Source organism: Crenobacter sp. CS_VA4 (assembly GCF_055597485.1).
This window is the reverse complement of the sequence record NZ_JBVMAE010000015.1, coordinates 1-19128: the sequence shown is the minus strand read 5'-3', so window position 1 is coordinate 19128 and position 19128 is coordinate 1. Positions and strand designations below refer to the sequence as shown.

The 19128-nt window shown below is 56.5% G+C and carries 14 protein-coding genes; 7 read left to right on the top strand and 7 right to left on the bottom strand.

All coding sequences use genetic code 11. The features are described from left to right. Positions 1-2 precede the first annotated feature (2 nt). On the top strand, positions 3-1913 hold the full coding sequence (gene pgaB / locus ACZ2IA_RS14785) for a poly-beta-1,6-N-acetyl-D-glucosamine N-deacetylase PgaB (protein WP_470293356.1): 1911 nt from the start codon (positions 3-5) through the stop codon (positions 1911-1913). A gap of 5 nt (positions 1914-1918) precedes the next feature. Beyond that, positions 1919-3913, top strand: a complete 1995-nt coding sequence (gene pgaC, locus ACZ2IA_RS14780) for a poly-beta-1,6-N-acetyl-D-glucosamine synthase (protein ID WP_470293355.1) — start codon at positions 1919-1921, stop codon at positions 3911-3913. Positions 3914-4020: 107 nt separating this feature from the next. Here pgaC and bcsZ read toward each other — a convergent pair whose 3' ends face one another. The 5 genes from bcsZ to ACZ2IA_RS14755 all read right to left on the bottom strand — a co-directional run bounded on the left by bcsZ (position 4021) and on the right by ACZ2IA_RS14755 (position 10446). Beyond that, on the bottom strand, positions 4021-5283 hold the full coding sequence (bcsZ, locus tag ACZ2IA_RS14775) for a cellulose synthase complex periplasmic endoglucanase BcsZ (protein ID WP_470293354.1): 1263 nt from the start codon (positions 5281-5283) through the stop codon (positions 4021-4023). 538 nt (positions 5284-5821) lie between these two features. Beyond that, the gene (bcsS, locus tag ACZ2IA_RS14770; RefSeq protein WP_470293353.1) at positions 5822-5938 is read right to left on the bottom strand and encodes a cellulose biosynthesis protein BcsS; all 117 of its coding nucleotides are present in this window, start codon (positions 5936-5938) and stop codon (positions 5822-5824) included. 42 nt (positions 5939-5980) lie between these two features. Next, positions 5981-6292, bottom strand: coding sequence for a cellulose biosynthesis protein BcsS (bcsS, locus tag ACZ2IA_RS14765; RefSeq protein WP_470293352.1), 312 nt, complete (start codon positions 6290-6292; stop codon positions 5981-5983). 17 nt (positions 6293-6309) lie between these two features. Beyond that, on the bottom strand, positions 6310-8481 hold the full coding sequence (locus tag ACZ2IA_RS14760; RefSeq protein WP_470293351.1) for a glycosyltransferase: 2172 nt from the start codon (positions 8479-8481) through the stop codon (positions 6310-6312). A 1173-nt stretch (positions 8482-9654) separates the two neighbouring features. Then, positions 9655-10446, bottom strand: coding sequence for an outer membrane protein assembly factor BamD (locus ACZ2IA_RS14755; protein WP_470293350.1), 792 nt, complete (start codon positions 10444-10446; stop codon positions 9655-9657). Here ACZ2IA_RS14755 and rluD point away from each other — a divergent pair. From rluD to ACZ2IA_RS14730, 5 genes are all read left to right on the top strand, one after another. Further along, positions 10445-11545 carry a 23S rRNA pseudouridine(1911/1915/1917) synthase RluD gene (gene rluD, locus ACZ2IA_RS14750; RefSeq protein WP_470293349.1) on the top strand — a complete coding sequence of 367 codons (1101 nt, stop codon included), beginning with the start codon at positions 10445-10447 and terminating at the stop codon, positions 11543-11545. The genes ACZ2IA_RS14755 and rluD overlap by 2 nt on opposite strands. Next, positions 11532-12332, top strand: coding sequence for a peptidoglycan editing factor PgeF (gene pgeF / locus ACZ2IA_RS14745; RefSeq protein ID WP_470293348.1), 801 nt, complete (start codon positions 11532-11534; stop codon positions 12330-12332). Before rluD ends, pgeF begins: the two co-directional genes overlap by 14 nt. A 499-nt stretch (positions 12333-12831) precedes the next feature. Further along, a complete protein-coding gene (locus ACZ2IA_RS14740; protein ID WP_470293347.1) occupies positions 12832-15696 on the top strand; it encodes a ribonucleoside-diphosphate reductase subunit alpha in 2865 nt (954 codons plus the stop codon). A 498-nt stretch (positions 15697-16194) separates the two neighbouring features. Further along, positions 16195-16779 carry a hypothetical protein gene (locus ACZ2IA_RS14735; RefSeq protein WP_470293346.1) on the top strand — a complete coding sequence of 195 codons (585 nt, stop codon included), beginning with the start codon at positions 16195-16197 and terminating at the stop codon, positions 16777-16779. A gap of 33 nt (positions 16780-16812) precedes the next feature. Then, positions 16813-17898 carry a ribonucleotide-diphosphate reductase subunit beta gene (locus tag ACZ2IA_RS14730; RefSeq protein WP_470293345.1) on the top strand — a complete coding sequence of 362 codons (1086 nt, stop codon included), beginning with the start codon at positions 16813-16815 and terminating at the stop codon, positions 17896-17898. 452 nt (positions 17899-18350) lie between these two features. Here the strand turns inward: ACZ2IA_RS14730 and ACZ2IA_RS14725 are convergent, their stop codons facing one another. Continuing rightward, entirely contained in the window at positions 18351-18731 is a 381-nt protein-coding gene (locus tag ACZ2IA_RS14725) for a hypothetical protein (protein ID WP_470293344.1), read from the bottom strand. Between the two features lie 73 nt (positions 18732-18804). Continuing rightward, a partial coding sequence (locus tag ACZ2IA_RS14720) for a hypothetical protein (protein ID WP_470293343.1) occupies positions 18805-19128 on the bottom strand: 324 nt, incomplete at its 5' end.

Sequence of the window (19128 nt, the reverse complement as noted above, 5' to 3'; positions counted from 1 at the left end):
CCATGACACGTCATCCATTGCTCAACAAACTGATTGGCGTCTTGCTGTTGGCCATGCTCGCACTAACCCAGCCAGTCCAGGCGGCGGCCGACTCGCGCCTGATCATTCTTTGCTACCACGAGGTAGTTCAGTACGCCCCCATCGACGACCCATACGCCGTCGACACTAACGGTCTGGTCAAGCAACTGGAATGGTTACGTGGCCGCGGCTATCACTTCGTCAGCATCGACGACATCCTGGCCGATCGCGCCGGCAGCCGCCCCTTGCCGGACAAGCCGGTGCTGCTGTCATTCGACGACGGCTACGAGAGCGCCTATACCCATGTGTTCCCGATCCTGAGGCTCTTCAAGGCACCCGCCGTGATCGGGCTGGTCGGCAGCTGGCTCGATGCTCCGCCGGGTAGCGAAGTCAATTTTGGCGGCAAGAAAGTACCTCGTGATAACTTCCAGAGCTGGGAGCAGATTCGTGAAATGCAGAACAGTGGCCTGGTTGAAATCGCCAACCATACCTACGACCTGCACTATGGCCAGATTGCCAACCCTCAGGGCAATGAGGAACCGGCGGCCAGCACCCAGCGCTATGACTTGAAAACCGGCCGTTATGAGAGTCGCGACCAGATGCTGGCGCGTGTCCGCGCCGACTTTGTCCGCAACTCCGCGTTGCTCAAGCGGAAAACCGGCAAGTCGCCCAGGGTGATGGTGTGGCCTTACGGCAGCTACACCCAGGAGCTGACGGACATCACCACCTCACTAGGCATGCCGATCACGCTGACCCTCGACGACGGCACCAATCTGCCGAGCACTCCGCTGTCTAGCCTGCGCCGGGTCTTGATCGACGCCAGCCTGACACTCAACGACCTGGCGTACATTTTCAAATCACAAGAGAGCGCCCCGAATGGCGTGCCGCTGTCGCCGAGCCGGATAATGCGGGTCAGCATCGACAGCATCTACGACCCTGACCCGGAGGTGTTCAATACCAACCTCGGCAAGCTGCTCGACCGAGTGCAGGCAATGGGCCCCAGCGTGGTTTACCTCCAAGCCTATTCCGACCCGGCCAACACCGGCAGTGCTCAGGAGCTCTATTTTCCGAACCGCCACATGCACGTTCGGGCCGACCTGTTCAACCGAGTGGCCTGGCAGTTGCAGACCCGTACCGGTGCGCGAGTGTACGCCTGGCTGCCACTGTTATCCTTCCGAGTGCCCGCCAGTGCCAATGTCGACCCGGCCAACCGCTTGTCGCCCTACTCGCCAGCTGCCCAGACGGTATTGAAGGATATTTACGAAGACCTGGGGCGCTCGTCCCGCTTTAATGGGCTATTGATGCAGGACGAGGGTCCGCTCAACGATCAGGAGGATGCTAGCCCGGATGCGCTGCACGCCTACCAAGCCTGGGGCTTGCCCGGCAGCCTGGAGGAAATTCGCAAAGACCCCCACCTGCTGGAGCGCTGGAGCGAAGGCAAGACCGAGCAACTCAATGCCTTAAGCCTGGAGTTGGCGAAAGTGGTACGACGTTATCAGCCCGCGCTGATCGTCGCGCGCACCCTCAACCCGGACGTGGTATTGCATCCCGAGTCCCAATCGTGGTTATCGCAGTCATTCGACAAGTCGTTGAGTAACTATGATTACATTGTAATAACGGCATTGCCGCGCGGCGTCGAGAGCGATATGCAGACACTGTTCAACAAGGTGGCAAACCGCCCTGGCGCGCTGGATAAAGTCGTGTTCGAGCTGCCGAGTCGCGATAGCCGCAACAATGCCCCGCTGCCGAACGATACGATGACCAAACGCGTGATCGACCTACACACCTGGGGGGCTCGAAACATCGCCTACGGTCCAGATGACCTTTTTCATGACGACCCTGCCTTGGCGAGCTTTAGGCGCGTGTTCTCGATGAAAAGCGAGCCGGAGCGTTGACCGCCATGTTAGCCATTTTCGAAACCCTTAGCGGCAACCCACTGCAGTGGCTGTGGGCGCTATTGCTGGCCTATGCTTTTTACTATCCACTGTTCATGGCCTATCTGTGGATGGTCGGGGCGTTGCATTACTATTTCCACTACGAGCGCAAGGACGCGCCACTAGACCAGCCTCCCGACCTCGACTACCCGCCGATCAGCGTGCTGGTACCTTGCTACAACGAAGAAGATAACGTCTACGAAACCATCCACTTCGCCCTGGCGCTCGACTACCCCGAGTTCGAGGTCATCGCCATCAACGATGGCAGCAAAGACCGTACCGGCGCCATTCTCGACGAACTGGCCGGCATTCACCATGGCCTTCGCGTGGTGCACTTGGCCAGCAATCAGGGCAAGGCGGTGGCGTTAAACTCCGGTTGCTTGCTGGCCCGTCACGAGCACCTGCTGTGCATCGACGGTGACGCGCTACTCGACCGCCATTCGGCCAAGTGGCTGATGCGACATTTCGTTGGCAGCCCGCGTGTCGGCGCGGTCACCGGTAACCCGCGGGTGCGCAACCGCACGACACTACTCGGCCGACTGCAGGTAGGCGAGTTCACCTCGATCATCGGCATGATCAAGCGCGCCCAGCGCACCTATGGCCGCTTGTTTACCGTCTCTGGGGTGATCGCTGCGTTTCGCAAGACTGCGCTGCACCAGATCGGCTACTGGAGCGACGATGTCTTGACCGAGGATATCGACATCAGCTGGAAGATGCAGCTTAGACACTGGGACGTGCGCTTCGAACCCAAGGCCCTGGTCTGGATCCTGATGCCGGAAACGCTAAAGGGGTTCTGGAAGCAGCGGCTGCGCTGGGCGACGGGAGGCTCTCAAGTGCTACTGCGCAATATTGGTATCGTTCTGCACTGGAAAAGCCGTCGCATGTGGCCGGTGTACGCAGAGTACTTTCTGAGCGTGGCTTGGGCTTATCTGATGGCAGCGTTGATTGCGATCTGGCTGGTCGGTCTGTTTGTGCCATGGGACTACTGGCTACGCTTTGCTTCGCCGCTGTTGCCGGGCTGGAACGGCATTGTGCTGGGCACCACCTGTCTGTTGCAGTTCGGTATCAGCAAATGGCTGGATGGCCACTACGATCGCGGCCTTGGTCGTAACTACTTCTGGATGATCTGGTATCCGCTGGTCTACTGGCTGATCAATGTCGGCACCACCACGGTGGCTCTGCCTCGAGCGATTGCACATCGCCGTGGCAAGCGCGCCCGTTGGGTAAGCCCAGACCGGGGGGGTCAGAGCATGAGCGTTTCCCCCGACAATCTGATCATCGACGCCGGGCAGCAACAGACCTTCCTGCAGCGATTGGTGTCGATATCGCTGACCACCCTGCTCTGGCTGTTCTGGGTGTACTTGTGGATGCCGCTGATCAGTCTGGTGGGCTGGTATTTCGGCTTTCGGCTGTTCTACGATGAGATGGTGCTGCGCGAGGGCTGGTACAGCCTGATCAAACTGCTGATGCTGTACACGCTGGTGGTGATGGTAACGGGCGGCGCCTTGATCGTTTGGGCGCGCATCAACTGCTACCGTTTCAGCGGCAAGGAGCGACGCATCCAAGTCCCGAGCGTATCGTTAGAGACACTGGCCGGCGATTTCTGCACGCCATCGGCCGACGTCACTGCCTGCCAGCAGAGCCGAATCACGGTGGTGCACCACGATCAGGAAGGCCGGGTCGTCAAGATCGAGCCCCGCGCACTCCTGGGCGCGGAAGGCTCAACACCTCCCAGTGCGCGCTGGGGTCCGAGACAAATTCGTCCCACCATAGGCCAATCACTCAGTAAGCCAGCTGGCATGCAGCGTGATTCGTACCCTGCCCTTGTTCAAACCGGCTACGCAATGTGCCGAGGCCGGCAAACCAGACATGCTCTCCCGCTCAACAACCCAGCAGTATCAACTTGGCCTGTCCGTACTGTTCAAAAAATAGCGTTTTCATCACGCACAAGATACTACTAGGCGCCATGTGGTGATCCTATTGGAGGCGCGCCAAACAGGCTTGTGAAATAGCGGTACTACGAGGTTTTGTTAGTGGGGAAACTGTCCAGTCCCGGGTGGCTGGACAACTAACTTCGGGGCATTACGAGGCACCCATTAATATCAAACTTATATCGATGTTCTGCCCAGCCAAACCCAAATAGCGCCAAGTTTTTATCATAGTATGTCAGTGTGGACCACTCGTTGCTTTCCTCTATTTCCCGTTGCACATGCGACAATACCTTCGAAGCTAGTTGAATATTGCCTTCAGAGACTAGGAACGGAAAAATCGCTGCCGAGAAGCCAATCGGCGCGTAACCAAAAGCTTCCCCTGATTTAACATTGACGTAGTGTGGCACGTAGCCTCTGCTTGCTGCCGATGTGGACATTCCCGCAAGCGACACCATGAGTTGCCGATATGCAGGGTCTTCTTGGTTCAGCATCCCCACCCAGAGATATGTTCTTATTGCATCATATCCCCCAGTGGGGCCTTTTGTAGACTCAAAAGAATATCCTGTTATTTCATCAAATTTGCACCAGTCTGGTGCAAATCCAACGGGAGAGCAGGCAACGAGAAGGTTGATTTGATTGATGGCGATGGATTGCCAAGGGCCTTCTGGTTCGCTCAGAGAAAAACGCCTCAACAGCTGAACTGGAGCGTAGCTCGGATTCAAGAGATAAGCATGGTCTTCAAGGCGGAATCCATTCCTTCCCGAAATATGCAAGAAGCTACCATTTTTTAATTTTACTATTTCATGGGATTTAATAGTAGCAAGTAGCAGCTTGCCAAGTTCCTGATATCGAGGCTCATCCCATAGACGTGCCGCTTCGAGCAAGGAATAGGCCATCCAGAGGTTAGCGTCAGCAGCAGAGTTCGCGTCAATCACCCCCCAGCTACCATCTTTCTTGTGGCCCCAAAGCCATACCGGTGGCAGTGAACGGTCAGCCCAAAGGTGCGCTTGCATCCATTGCAATATGCTTTCAAATCGGCGTCTGTCGTTCGCTACGAGTGAAAAAAACAGGCCATATGCTTGGCCTTCCGACGTAGTACGTGCTTCCTGTGCCCACTCGATGACCCGACCATCTGCTGCCACTGCTTCGCTGGCGTAGCGCTCCCACAAAGGCCATGTAGAATCTGTAGGATATGCCAATGCCGCTGGGAGGCCTCCTCCAATAAGAACGGCAATGCAAAGACTGCGAACCCGTCTACTGGTCACCACTGAACCAAAAAAAACAAACACCCCTATCCTCAACGAATTGAGTTTATCAAGCAGTCGCTCAAGTAGTGCTCCAGCGACTAGACAACCCGCAGCTGTACGGAGCAAGTTTGCGTATCGATTAATTATGCTCATAAGGTTTTCCAGCCAATTGCTACTGCACATGGATTATGTCCAGCCATTCGAGTAACTGGTGCGGATGCTGCCCCAGCAAGGCTGAGGCACTAGTGTTGCCACCGCTCCGAAAAGAAAACACTATCCCACGAGTTTCATGATTTTCTTCCTTGTGGGGTAGCAAAATGGCATTGGCGATAACAAATAACTTGAAATGAACCAAAAGAAGTGTAATCGAGTATGAGTAGAATAAGCTGATTCAGCTGGGTAACCATAGCTCTATCGAATCAAGTTTCCATGATAAAATGCGTCGCTGGTATGATTTATGCCCTGCTGCTGATGAAAATTTCATTGAACAGAAGTACTTGAGGTCATGGCCGCCGGCACGCCTAAGCAAGACAGTCTAGTGACTTATTTTTATTGTAATCCGGTTCTTCGCCCAGGTTTTGGACGTGATTTATACATTATGATGGACTAAAAAGACAAAACTTTGCTTAGTTCCATCCCGCCGTAAACGATCGGGGTTGACCGTTTGTCTTATTAACTCTGCTACTAAATCCTAAAGCAAGTGCACACCCACCTTTATCCCTGTGAGAACAAGCCCCACTTCGGTGGCGTTATAGTCTGGGTCGCCATGTTTGACTACTTCGAGACCTGCCCATGCCTCACCTGTCATCCTGTTGTCGCGATAATGTAGGCCTATGGAAGACTCAACCCATCATGTCTCCCAGGTCCTTTGCACCCCTAGCACTGCTTCAACCGCTTGGCTCTTAACCTGGACCGTAGTCCCATTTGAATTGTAACGATAGTGGTAGTCACTGATTACAAGTCGCTGCGTCAGATGTTGACTTGAAAAAAAAAGCGAGGCCAGGCCTAAATATTCGTAGCGCTCACCTTGCTCAGCGAATGATGCGCCTGCAAAAACCAAAGGTTGAGCTGCAATTGCTGGGTTGTTGAACAGCAGTGCGCAAGCGGTGACCGTAATTTCTAATCCATGAGAAAACAACTGATTGGTCGTTTTATTGCACATCCTATTGCCTCCTATGTCTATGCATTTGTCGTTGATGAAGCAATGCTGTAAAGATGAATTTGCCCGGTAGGGGTTTCCAGCTTGCCGCTGGGGCTCAGGCTGATGTGCTGTTCATTGTGACCACCAGACAACCTCTGCCTGAGTATTCCCTCTGCATTTTTTCCGAGATCAACATGACTAACAACCATGTATAGCGCATCACCCGAAGCTCTTTGGGCGTAAGCAATAGCTACTGGCACCTGTGGCTCGTTCCGTCGGATCAGTAAGCCGGGTGCCCATCGCAGCTGAGAGGCTCGTGGTTCGACGCCTTGCCGGTGCGCCTCGATTAACCGTGTCAAGGGAGGAGGATGAAACTCTCTAAGTTGCCCCAACTCGAACTGAAGGCTGCTGCCAAAAAGAAACGTTTCTAACGTTTCTAATGAGTGGCTCTCCTCTGCAGTGCTCCATTCAAAGTGCAAGCCAAGTAGGCTACCGCTCTTCTGTGTCGGTGAATCGTCACTGCTGACAAAGGTGACAACTGCCTTGCCTCGAACAACAACGCCGGGAAGGTGAATCTCCACATAGACTCTGTCATCAGGCGATATAGTTTGGACAGCTTCGCCCTTATATAGCGCTCCGTTCGATGACAAGTCGGAAGTCAACCCAAAATAAGACTGGCCGCGCAGTGTCAGCATGATGGGAATGTGTAGCGGGAAACGGTATTCATTTCGTTGATTTTTTGCGCGTTGGCGACTGAACCAACTAAGAACTCCCGCAGTTCCCACCGTAGTGGCTGCCCAAAAAATATTTGCGATTCCCGCACCTACAGGGATGGTGCCGTTTCGCATCCGGAACAGGCCTACCGGGATGCTGACTACGGCAAGTAGTGCGACGAAGAGTGGCGGGGAAAGCCAAAGCCAAGCTTTCCCAGTGTGCGATAGATCTTTGCTGGTCACGGAGAAATCCATTTTCTTGCGAAAAAGTCCTACGGCCGTCGACATAAACGCAAAAAAACGCACCATTGCATACTGCTCGCTTAGGAAAAATGCCCCATAACCTCTTCCTAATTCGAGGTATAAAATTATAGACAGAAGGTAATATAATGAGAATAAAGTGGTGAATTTTCCCATCGGTGCAACGATAGGGAGTACGCCAAAGAAGAATACAGCCGGTGGGGTTAGGAAAAAAATTAGCTTTTGCCATCCCTCGAAGTAAATGAGTATCGATGCCAAATAGTTTACTCTTTGCGCAAGCGATAGGCCCGGGGCGAATATAATGCGCTCCTGCCTCCATACCTGCATGCCTCCTGTGCCCCAACGTATTCTTTGTTTGAGGAAGGGCTCTATGCTGTGCGGGGCTAGTCCGTAAGCTAAGGATTCAGCATGATACACTGAGCGGTATCCTTGCTTGTGAAGTTTTATGGAGGTATGGACATCCTCTGTGACCGTCCCGGTGGCAAAACCATTGATAGCATCAAGTGAAGACCTGCGTATTAATGCACAGCTGCCGCAGAAGAAAGCTGCATTCCAAGTATCCTTGCCTCGCTGGATAACTTTGAAAAACAGCGATTGCTCGTTCCAAAATCTCGTGCCTGTCAATCGGTGATTGAACGAATCAACGTTATAACAGTCCTGCGGCGTTTGTACGAACGCCACTTTGTGGTCGTGGAAATAGCCCAGCGTCTTCAATAAGAAGTCTTTGCGAGGCGCATGGTCCGCATCAAAGATGGCGATGAACTCTCCTGTGCTGTATTGTAGAGCGTTGTTTAAGTTCCCAGCCTTCGCATTCGTGTTTTCACTCCGTGCTAGATATGAACAACCCAGCTCGGTAGCTAGCGTGCGCATTTCTTCGCGATTGCCATCGTCTAAAAGCCATGTAATATGTGGATAATCCATGTTCTTTGCGGCAAGGAGCGTCCGACGGACCAAGTCGACAGATTCGTTATAAGTCGGTATGAATACATCGACCATCGCGTTAGGCATAGGAGGTTGGGCACTCCGAATGCTTAATCGATAGGTCATCATGGCACACATTAAGCCGGTCACGAAGCCAAATAGCTCAGCGACATACAACGGGACAGAGATCAGTGCAACGTTCCAATTAACTGTGGTTATACGCCAGCTCAAATACCAGAGCCCGCTCGCTGTATATGCAATAACTAGCCAAGTGACGTAGTGCGGTGGCCGCTCAATGGTAAGGGTCTTATTCATGTTCCTGATAACTCCCACTCATGAATGCCATTCAAGCCCATGTGCTTGTCTTTATCGCCTTTAAGCTGTGTCCCAATTTGTTAGCCAAAATGAGGCGCCTACTTCGGCTGCCCCCCGGTCGGGGTGAACCTGATGAAATATGCATTGGTCCAATATGAGCTTTCATGCAGCGGCACTACTAAGCCACTTTTTAAAGATACTTTTCTTATGAAATTTCGATGATCGATGTTTGCAATTATCATTTTCTTTCACGATAATTGCAGATTTTGTCATATTAATTGATCGGGTGAGTATGGTTATAAAGGAATTCTTTGTTCAGCTTCGTATTTGATCGTGATGAACTTAACATAGACATTGTCTTCGAGTTGTTCAATGGATTTCGCTGGCCGCTCGACCCGATGGCCGCATTCGAAATGCCGCGGTCTCGCCACTGATCTTGCCCAGATATTCCTGGCACCCTCATTAGCTGACAATTACAGCCTATGTAGGTAAAAATGACGTTCTCGGAAAGCATGACGCTCACTACTTCAAAGCAGGCGAGGTCAAAACCAAGCAATCCGATCTGGACATCGAAAAGAGCCTCGGCGCATAACTCGAAGGAGTCTTTGTGACGTATGCCTTGATCAAAGTGCACGGTGATTCTTGAACACTGGCGGGGTGATTGTTGGCCTTAGAACCGCTAACAAAAGCTGGTGAAGCAATTCTGCTCGTCGCGCTGCCGCAGATGGCACCAGGAGTACGACAAGGCAGAGCGACAGCGTCCGAAGAGTTTTGTGAGTAGCTCTTAAGACGTCAGAATGAGTGCTGTCGATGTGACTGGGATGGCTCCGCTAGCGGGCGATTGAGTGATTGACAACTATTTGAAGAACGGGCGCATGCCTCATTAATGGAACGCGACTCGAGGAGAAGCCCGACAGGACGTGTTCAAATATATTGAAACGGTTTACAACTAGAGCGCCATCGCTCTGCATGAATTATCTGAGCACAAACAATACGAAAACTTGCTCAAACAGCATAACCACTACGAAGTGGCAGGCGTTCTTCGCTGGTAGCCTCATCATAGGGCGATAGGGCCATATCAAGACGGATGGCTGTGCTGTGAAACAAAACTTGGCAAGTCAAAATGAAAAAACCCGACGATTGCGCGTCGGGTTTTTCGTTTTGCCGGAAGGCTTACTTCCAGAACTTCCACCACGGCATTTCTTCGACCTGCCACGGCGCCTTCAGGTAAGCGCTTTGCGGGTAGTTCATGGCCAGCACGCGCCGGGTGTCGTCGCGCAGCGTGTCCATGCCCAGCTTGTCGTAAGCGGTTACCATGATCGCCAGTGCCTCTTCCGGGTACTTGGTGTTGGCGTACTCCTTCACCACACCTTGTGCGCGATTGGCGGCGGCAAGGTAAGCGGACCGCTTCATGTAGTAGCGCGCCACGTGCATTTCGTAGCCGCCCAGCGCATCGACCAGCCGGGCCATCTTGGCCCGGCCGTCGGCCGAATACTGGCTGTCCGGGAAGCGGGAGGTCAGTTCGCGGAACGCCAGGAACGCCTCGCGCGAAGCCTTCGGGTCGCGCTCGCTCATGTCCTGACCGGCCCACTTCGACAGCAGGCCCGAGTCGTCGTTGTAGTACACCAGACCCTTCAGGTAGTACATGTAGTCGAGGTTCGGGTGTGCCGGGTGCAACTTGATGAATCGATCGGCCGCGGCAATGGCTTGCTCCGGTTCGCCGGCCTTGTACTGGGTATAAGCCAGGTCCATCTGAGACTGTTGAGCGTAGCGCCCGTAGGGGTAGCGTGCTTCCAGCGTTTCATAGAGCTTGACAGCACGGGTATAATTACCACTGTTCAACTCATCTTTTGCTTCGGTGTACAGTTTTTCCACTGTCCATCCGCGCGTTTCGTCGTACGGCTCCGTGGACGCACATCCGGCGAGGGCCGCCGTCACCAACATAGCTGCTACGATTTTTTTCATGACCGATCCTTACGCAGATTCCGACGATTATAACGATCTCTCGGAAAATGAGACATCCGCACCGCGCGAACTCGTCGTTCCGTCCGAATTGGGCGGTGAACGCCTTGACGCCGCGCTGGCCAAGCTGTTACCCGATTACTCCCGCAGCCGCCTGACGGCCTGGATCAAAGACGGCCAAGTCCTGGTCGACGGCGAGGTCGTCCTCCCCAAGACCAAGCTCTTGGGCGGCGAGCGTCTGCTCGTCACCGAGACCCTGTCCGACGAGGTACTCGCCTACCAGCCGGAGCCGCTGGAACTCAACGTCGTCTATGAGGACGACGCGATCATCGTCGTCAACAAGCCGGCCGGCATGGTCGTGCACCCGGCGTCCGGCAACTGGACCGGCACCCTGCTCAACGGCCTGTTGCACCACTACCCGATGCTGGTCCAGGTGCCGCGCGCCGGCATCGTGCATCGCCTCGACAAGGACACCAGTGGCCTGATGGTGGTCGCCAAGACACTGCAGGCGCAGGCCGACCTGGTGCGCCAGCTGCAGGCGCGCACCGTCAAGCGCATCTACCGCGCGGTCGCCGACGGCAACGTGCCGTACGACGGTAGCATCGACGCCAACATCGGCCGTGACCCGCACAATCGCCTGAAGATGTCGGTGGTGAAGTTCGGCGGCAAGTCGGCGGTGACGCATATGCGCGTGCTGGAGCGCTATACCAGCCATTCCTACATCGAGTGCCAGCTGGAAACCGGCCGCACCCACCAGATCCGCGTGCACATGAAGGAGGCGCGCCACCCGCTGGCCGGCGACCCCGTCTACGGCAACCCGCGCCACCCGATGAGCGAAACCGTCGCCGAACTGGTCAAGGGCCTGAAGCGCCAGGCGCTGCACGCCTTCTCGCTGGCGCTGATCCACCCGGTGACCGGCAAGGAAATGAGCTGGAAGTGCAAGCTGCCGGACGACATCCGTCACCTGCTCTCCGTACTGCGCGACGAATCCGGTATGGCCAGCGGCCACACCACCGCCCGCCCGAGCTGGGCCGAGGATGAGAGCGACGAGGAGTGGGACGACGACGATTACGACGTCGAGGTGCACTATGTCCGCGAATAAGCCCGGTGACGGCGTCAAGCGCATGGACGAGGCGCTGGGGCTGGCAGCAAGCAACCCGGCCGACTGGCTCACCGCCAGCTGGCCGGCGCCGGCCAATGTGCGCACGCTGATCACCACCCGCGCCGGCGGCGTCAGCCAACCGCCGTTCGACAGCCTGAACCTCGGCCGGCACGTCGGCGACGACGACGCGGCCGTCACCGCCAACCGTGCCAAGTTGGCCGAACGGGTGCCGGCAGAGCCGGCGTGGCTGAGCCAAGTGCACAGCACCGTCGTGGTCGACGCTGCCACCGTCGGCACACCGGCGCCGAAGGCCGACGCGAGCGTCAGCCGCCAAGCCGGCACCGTGTGCGTAATCATGACCGCCGACTGCCTGCCGGTGCTGCTGACCGATCGCGCCGGCAGCGTGGTTGGTGCCGTACACGCCGGTTGGCGTGGTCTGTGCGATGGCGTGATCGAGGCAACGGTTGCCGCGATGCAGGCCGCCCCGCTCGAACTGATGGCCTGGCTCGGCCCGGCGATCGGCCCGGACGCGTTCGAGGTCGGCGAAGAGGTTCGCGCAGCGTTCATGGCGCACGATGTTCGCGCCGACGCGGCGTTCGAAGCGATTGGCGACGGCAAGTACCTGGCCGATATCTACGCCCTCGCCCGCCAGCGCCTGGCCGCACTCGGGGTGACGCAGGTCTACGGCGGTGAGCACTGCACCGTGCTCGAACGCGAGCGTTTCTTCTCCTACCGCCGCGACCGTATCACCGGCCGCATGGCCAGCTGCATCTGGCTGGCGTCGTAAGCCGTTCCAGGTTGGCCGAACAGCGCTTCGGCCAACCTTCTTCCCTCCCCCGCTCCCCGTCAGCAGCCTCAGCCTCGTTTTCGTCGTTAAGTCGCCGGTTTTCATGCAAGCGTCGTAACCGCGCCACAGGCCCGTTGCCACAACATCTTGTGGCAAATCCGCACAACCGTCGAAACCCTGTCATATCAGGGCGCTAGCCTAGTCGCGAAAAATTGCGCAAATCGGGCCAACTTTTTTCTTTGCCCCGCAAAGCCAATAAGGGCGCGGCTTTCGCGATATTCGTTGAGTGTCAAGACTTGTAGCCGCCCGCGCAGAACACTAGAATTTGCGGCCGTGCTGGATTAAAACAGTACATATTGTGGTTACGCACAATCCACACACAAGTTTTTAACAGACTTGTCCACAGCCCCGTCGGGCAGGACAGGTTGCCCGGATCGCCGGGTGCTGCCGCATCACGCTGCCGTATCAACCGAACTCGCAATAACAGAGGCCAACCACTATGCAATTGACCACCTTTGAAGGGCACACTGCTGCCGAGCTGGGTCGTTCCGCCGCACCGCAGGACGACTACAGCCAGTACAAAACCATCCGCCGCAACGGCGCGGTCGTGCCGTTCGAACCGGTCAAGATCTCGATTGCGATGACCAAGGCGTTCCTCGCCGTGGTCGGTGCGCAGGGCGCGACCTCGGCTAGCATCCGTGACAAGGTCGCCAGCCTGACCGAGAGCGTGGTGTCGGCGCTGATGCGCCGCAAGCCGGAAGGCGGCGCGATCCACATCGAAGAAATCCAGGACCAGGTGGAACTGGCGCTGATGCGTTTCGGCGAGCACGACGTGGCACGCGCCTACGTGCTGTACCGTGAAGACCGCACCCGCGAGCGCGCCGCTCGCGGCGAAGCGCTGCACCAGATCACCATCAACGTGATCCGCAAGAACGGTAAGAAGCAGGCTCTGGACATCGCCCGTCTGCGCGCCACCATCGAGTCCGCCTGCAAGGGCCTGGCCGAGACCGACGCCGACGCGATCCTCAGCGAAACGCTGAAGAACATCTACGACGGTGTGCCGGAAGAGGAAGTGAACAAGTCCTCGATCCTGGCGGCCCGTTCGCTGATCGAGAAAGACCCGGCGTACAACTACGTCACCGCTCGCCTGCTGTTGAACAACATCCGCCTGGAAATCCTCGGGGAAGCGGTCAGCCAGGAAGAAATGGCCGAGCGCTACGTCAGCTACTTCCCGACCTTCATCAAGAAGGGTATCGACGCCGAGCTGCTCGACGAGAAGCTGGCCGAATACGACCTGAAGAAACTGGGCGCCGCGCTCAACGCCGACCGCGACCAGCAGTTCGGCTACCTCGGCCTGCAGACCCTGTTCGACCGCTACTTCCTGCACGTGGATGGCACCCGCATCGAGATGCCGCAGGCGTTCTACATGCGCGTCGCGATGGGCCTGGCGCTGAACGAAGTGAACCGCGAAGAGCGCGCGATCGAGTTCTACAACGTGCTGTCGACCTTCGACTTCATGTCGTCGACTCCGACCCTGTTCAACTCGGGCACCCGCCGTTCGCAACTGTCGTCGTGCTACCTGACCACCATCGCCGATGACCTCGACGGCATCTACGAAGGCATCAAGGAAAACGCCCTGCTCTCCAAGTTTGCCGGCGGCCTGGGCAACGACTGGACCCCGGTGCGCGCGATGGGCTCGCACATCAAGGGCACCAACGGCAAGTCGCAGGGCGTGGTGCCGTTCCTGAAGGTGGTCAACGACACCGCCGTCGCCGTGAACCAGGGCGGCAAGCGCAAGGGCGCGGTGTGCGCCTACCTGGAAACCTGGCACGCCGACATCGAGGAATTCCTCGAACTGCGTAAGAACACCGGCGACGACCGCCGCCGCACCCACGACATGAACACCGCCAACTGGATTCCGGACCTGTTCATGAAGCGCGTGATGGAAGGCGCCGACTGGACGTTGCTCAGCCCGTCCGAGTGCCCGGACCTGCACGACCTGTTCGGCCAGGCCTTCGAGAAGCGTTACAACGAATACGAAGCGAAAGCCGCCCGCGGCGAACTGAAAGTCGCCAAGAAGATCCCGGCTCTGTCGCTGTGGCGCAAGATCCTGACCATGCTGTTCGAAACCGGTCACCCGTGGGTCACCTTCAAAGACCCGTGCAACATCCGCAGCCCGCAGCAGCACATGGGCGTCGTTCACAGCTCCAACCTGTGCACCGAGATCACCCTCAACACCAACGAGGACGAGATCGCCGTGTGCAACCTGGGTTCGGTCAACCTGGTGAACCACCTGAAGGGCGGCAAGCTCGACAGCGACAAGCTCAAGCGCACCATCACCACCGCGATGCGCATGCTCGACAACGTGGTCGACATCAACTTCTACCCGGTGAAGAAGGCGCGCAACTCCAACCTGAAGCACCGTCCGGTCGGCATGGGCATCATGGGCTTCCAGGACTGCCTGCACAGCCTGCGTATCGCCTACGGCTCGGACGCGGCGGTCGAGTTCGCCGACGAGTCGATGGAAATCGTCGCCTATCACGCCTACTGGGCATCGAGCGAAATGGCGCAGGAACGCGGCCGCTACCCGTCGTACAAGGGCTCGCTGTGGGATCGCGGCATCCTGCCGCACGACAGCATCAACCTGCTGGCGGCCGAACGCGGCGGCTACCTCGACGTGGATCGCACCGAGCGTCTGGACTGGAACAGCCTGCGCGAGCGCATCAAGACCCACGGCATGCGCAACTCGAACTGCCTGGCCATCGCCCCGACTGCGACCATCGCCAACATCATCGGCGTATCGGCCAGCATCGAGCCGACCTACCAGAACCTGTTCGTCAAATCGAACCTGTCCGGCGAATTCACCGTCACCAACGAATACCTGGTGCGTGACCTGAAGGCGCTGGGTCTGTGGGACGAAGTGATGGTCGCCGACCTGAAGTACTTCGACGGCAGCCTGGGCCGCATCGACCGCGTACCGATGCACCTGAAAGACCTGTACGCCACCGCCTTCGAAGTCGAAGCGAAATGGCTGGTCGACGCCGCCTCGCGTCGTCAGAAATGGCTCGATCAGGCGCAGTCGCTCAACCTGTACATGGCCGGCGCCTCGGGCAAGAAACTGGACGAGCTCTACAAGCACGCCTGGGTTCGCGGCCTGAAGACCACCTACTACCTCCGCACCCTGGCGGCCACCAGCGCCGAGAAGTCCACCGGCCGCGGCGGCGAGCTGAATGCGGTACCGGTATCCGGTGGCGTCACCGCCTACCAGTCGGCCCCGGTAGCGGCACCGGAAATCGACAACACCCCGGCGACCGACGCGAAGTTCTGCTCGATCGACAACCCGGATTGCGAAGCTTGCCAATAAAACAAGCGATGCAAAACGCCCTCTGCCGCCCTAGGCGGCAGAGGGCAAGTTCCGCCCGAAACATCAGCAAAACAGCCGCAGCAAGGTGTATAGCAGTAGTGCAATCCCCAACTGAGCCGCATTAATAAGAAAGCGAGGCAAGGAATGGTTTCGTACTACGTGAATACCCAACCTCAGCCGAACGGTGATCACGAAGTCCACCGATCCGGTTGTAGCTACCTGCCCGACGAGCCCCACAGGGTTTTCCTGGGATCGTTTGCCGACTGTCACGAGGCGGTTCTATCGGCGAAACGGCACTTCCCGAGGTCGAACGGCTGTTTGTTTTGCTCTCGGGATTGCTATACCGGCTAGCTGTATCGTTTAGCACTTATCAAGCTTGGCCGAATGTCCTTCGGCCAAGCTGCCATCCTCAAGCCGATCTAGCCGGTCGGTTTCGGGATGGTTCGATGCCCGGCGCACCGCGCCGGCCCCGACCGGACCCAGGTAAGGAGTAGTGCTATGCGCCGCACCCTGCTGCTGATCGCCGCCCTGCTGTTGGCCGGTTGCACCACGACGGCCACGCAGTTGCACGGCAGCCTGACCCCACCGCCGGGCCAGGCCTATGCCATCGTGTCGCTGACCGGCCGGGCGTTCGTCCCGGACACCGCCACGGTGCAGGCCAACTGGAATGGTCTCGACAACGGCAGCCACGGCACCGCCTACGCCTCGTTCGCCACCGACACCGTGTTCGGCGAACAAGGGATGTCGCCGGTCGAGGGCCGGCTGGTGCTGCTGAAGCTCGCGCCGGGGCGCTACCAGATCGGCGGCGTCTGGGTGTGGTGGGCCGACGACACCGGCTTCATGGCCTATCGCTGGGCCAGATACTTCCGGATCGACGCACCGTTCGAGGTGAACGCCGGCGAAACCGTTTATCTGGGCGATATCTGGGTCGACATGTCGAACCTGCCCGAGCTGCAGCTGCGCAACGAACAGAAGCGCGACTTCGGCCATATACATCGTGTCTGGCACGTGCCCGACACCTCGGCGGTGAGAACCGAGCTGCTGGTTAATAGCCACCCCGAACTCGCCGGCCCGGGATACTGACAACACACTGAATAAAGAAAAGGATTCCGTCCCATGCTGAATTTCGAAGACCCGATCGTCGCCGGTGGCAGCGCACACGCCAACTCGATGACCGAGCACGGTACCGCTCGCGTCAACGTCGTCGACAAGCGCGTCATCAACGGCCAGACTGACGTCAACCAGCTGGTGCCGTTCAAGTACAAATGGGCATGGGAAAAATACCTGGCGCAGTGCGCCAACCACTGGATGCCGCAAGAAGTGAACATGCAGCGCGACATCGAACAGTGGAAAACCGGCCAGCTGTCCGAAGACGAAATGCGTCTGGTGAAGCGCAACCTGGGCTTCTTCGTCACCGCCGACAGTCTGGCCGCCAACAACATCGTGCTCGGCACCTACCGCCAGATCACCGCGCCGGAATGCCGCCAGTTCCTGCTGCGCCAGGCGTTTGACGAAGCGATTCACACCCACGCCTACCAGTACATCGTCGAATCGCTCGGCCTCGACGAAAGCGAAGTGTTCAACGCCTATCACGAGATCAAGTCGATCCGCGACAAGGACGAGTTCCTGATCCCGTTCATCGACACCCTGACCGACCCGGAATTCAAGACCGGTACCACCGAAAACGACCAGAAGCTGCTGAAGAGCCTGATCGTGTTCGCGTGCATCATGGAAGGTCTGTTCTTCTACGTCGGCTTCGTGCAGATCCTGGCGCTGGGCCGCCAGAACAAGATGACCGGCGCCGCCGAACAGTACCAGTACATCCTGCGCGACGAGTCGATGCACTGCAATTTCGGTATCGACCTGATCAACACCGTGAAGCTGGAAAACCCGCAACTGTGGACCGACAGCTTCAAGGACGAGATGACTGCCCTGTTCCAACAGGCCGTCGAGCTGGAATACGCCTACGCCGAAGACACCATGCCGCGCGGCGTGCTGGGCCTCAACGCCAGCATGTTCAAGGAATACCTGCGCTTCATCGCCAACCGCCGCATGCAGCAGATCGGCCTCGAGCAGCTGTTCCCGGGCGTGACCAACCCGTTCCCGTGGATGAGCGAGATGATCGACTTGAAGAAAGAGAAGAATTTCTTTGAGACGAGAGTGACTGAGTACCAGACTGGTGGGGCGTTGAGCTGGGATTGATTAAATTTTTCGTCGCGCGACAGATAATCTTGCAAAAACGACACACAATTTTGCAATCAGCGACACATATTCTTGCAACCCCTAGTTTTTTGTCGAAAAAAGGCCTCGCATTTGCGAGGCTTTTTTTACTACCACGTTACCATCCATCTTCCTGTACAAAGCTTCCCGGCAGCCGTAAAGGAAGGCCCGTCAGCGAGGTAAGGACAGCAAAATCACAAGAAATCAGCGGCAATAGCAACCTTCTGTATCCAAGGTGCGTTATTGATGTCCTGTTTGCCGCTCGATCATGATCTCCGCCGAGAACATTGGTCATGATTCCATGGTCTCTTTGCCTGTTCAGTATCTTATCAGTCCGGCAGTATTTCTAGCCTTAAAATAGGAAGGTACTAGGACCGCTATCAGGATTGCCTTGGTCTACTAGTTGATTGTAGGAAAAAGATCTTGTACTTTCATTATGGGTAGCTTGTCGTCCAAGGCTTCACTGTTTCAACTGCGCGGCGGGATTTCTTTGTCCTCTGCTTGCACACAGGTCTCCATTGGGCGATGAGTTCTTGCTCATACTCCTCGGCGTACTGAAACTCTTCTTCTCCAATTTCTGCAATATAGACGGTGAAGCCGGAACGAAGTAGCCCAATAAGCAGATGTTGATAGCCCGCATTGTATCGGGCTGAGTTTTGATAGCCCACTTTTTGCTTGGGGCCAAAGAACTTTGCCTTGCCAATATAGAAAGGTTTGTCTCCATCATTCGGATGATGAAAGACGTATAAACAGTAAGCCCTGGATAGTGCCCCATTGAAACTTTGAAAGTTGAATGGTTGCCAGTTCAGTTTCATAGTGATGACTAAGATGAATTGGGCTGTGCTATTTTTACAGCATAGCAAACGGCTGGTCCACTTGAGGCTGACTTTAAGATGGTCTGTTAAGTGGCTGTAAAACCCGAGTTCTTGAATCTAATTGAAACTCAACTAGCATATCTGTCACTCTTTCGTGTAGCGGAATAAGTTCTTCAATTACCGAAATTTTATATTTGCCGAGGTACATTGCGGACGCCTCAATATAAAATAGTATGCTAGTCAAGACCATGTTTAGTGAGAATGTATACTGCTCAATTTCAACGGATTCAGCGTAACCATCCACTTCAATTACCCTTGACTGTTGGCGCTCACTGAAAATTGACCAGATAACCGAGGGTTTGCTCATTGAAAATTGACCAGGGTGACTAACCATCCC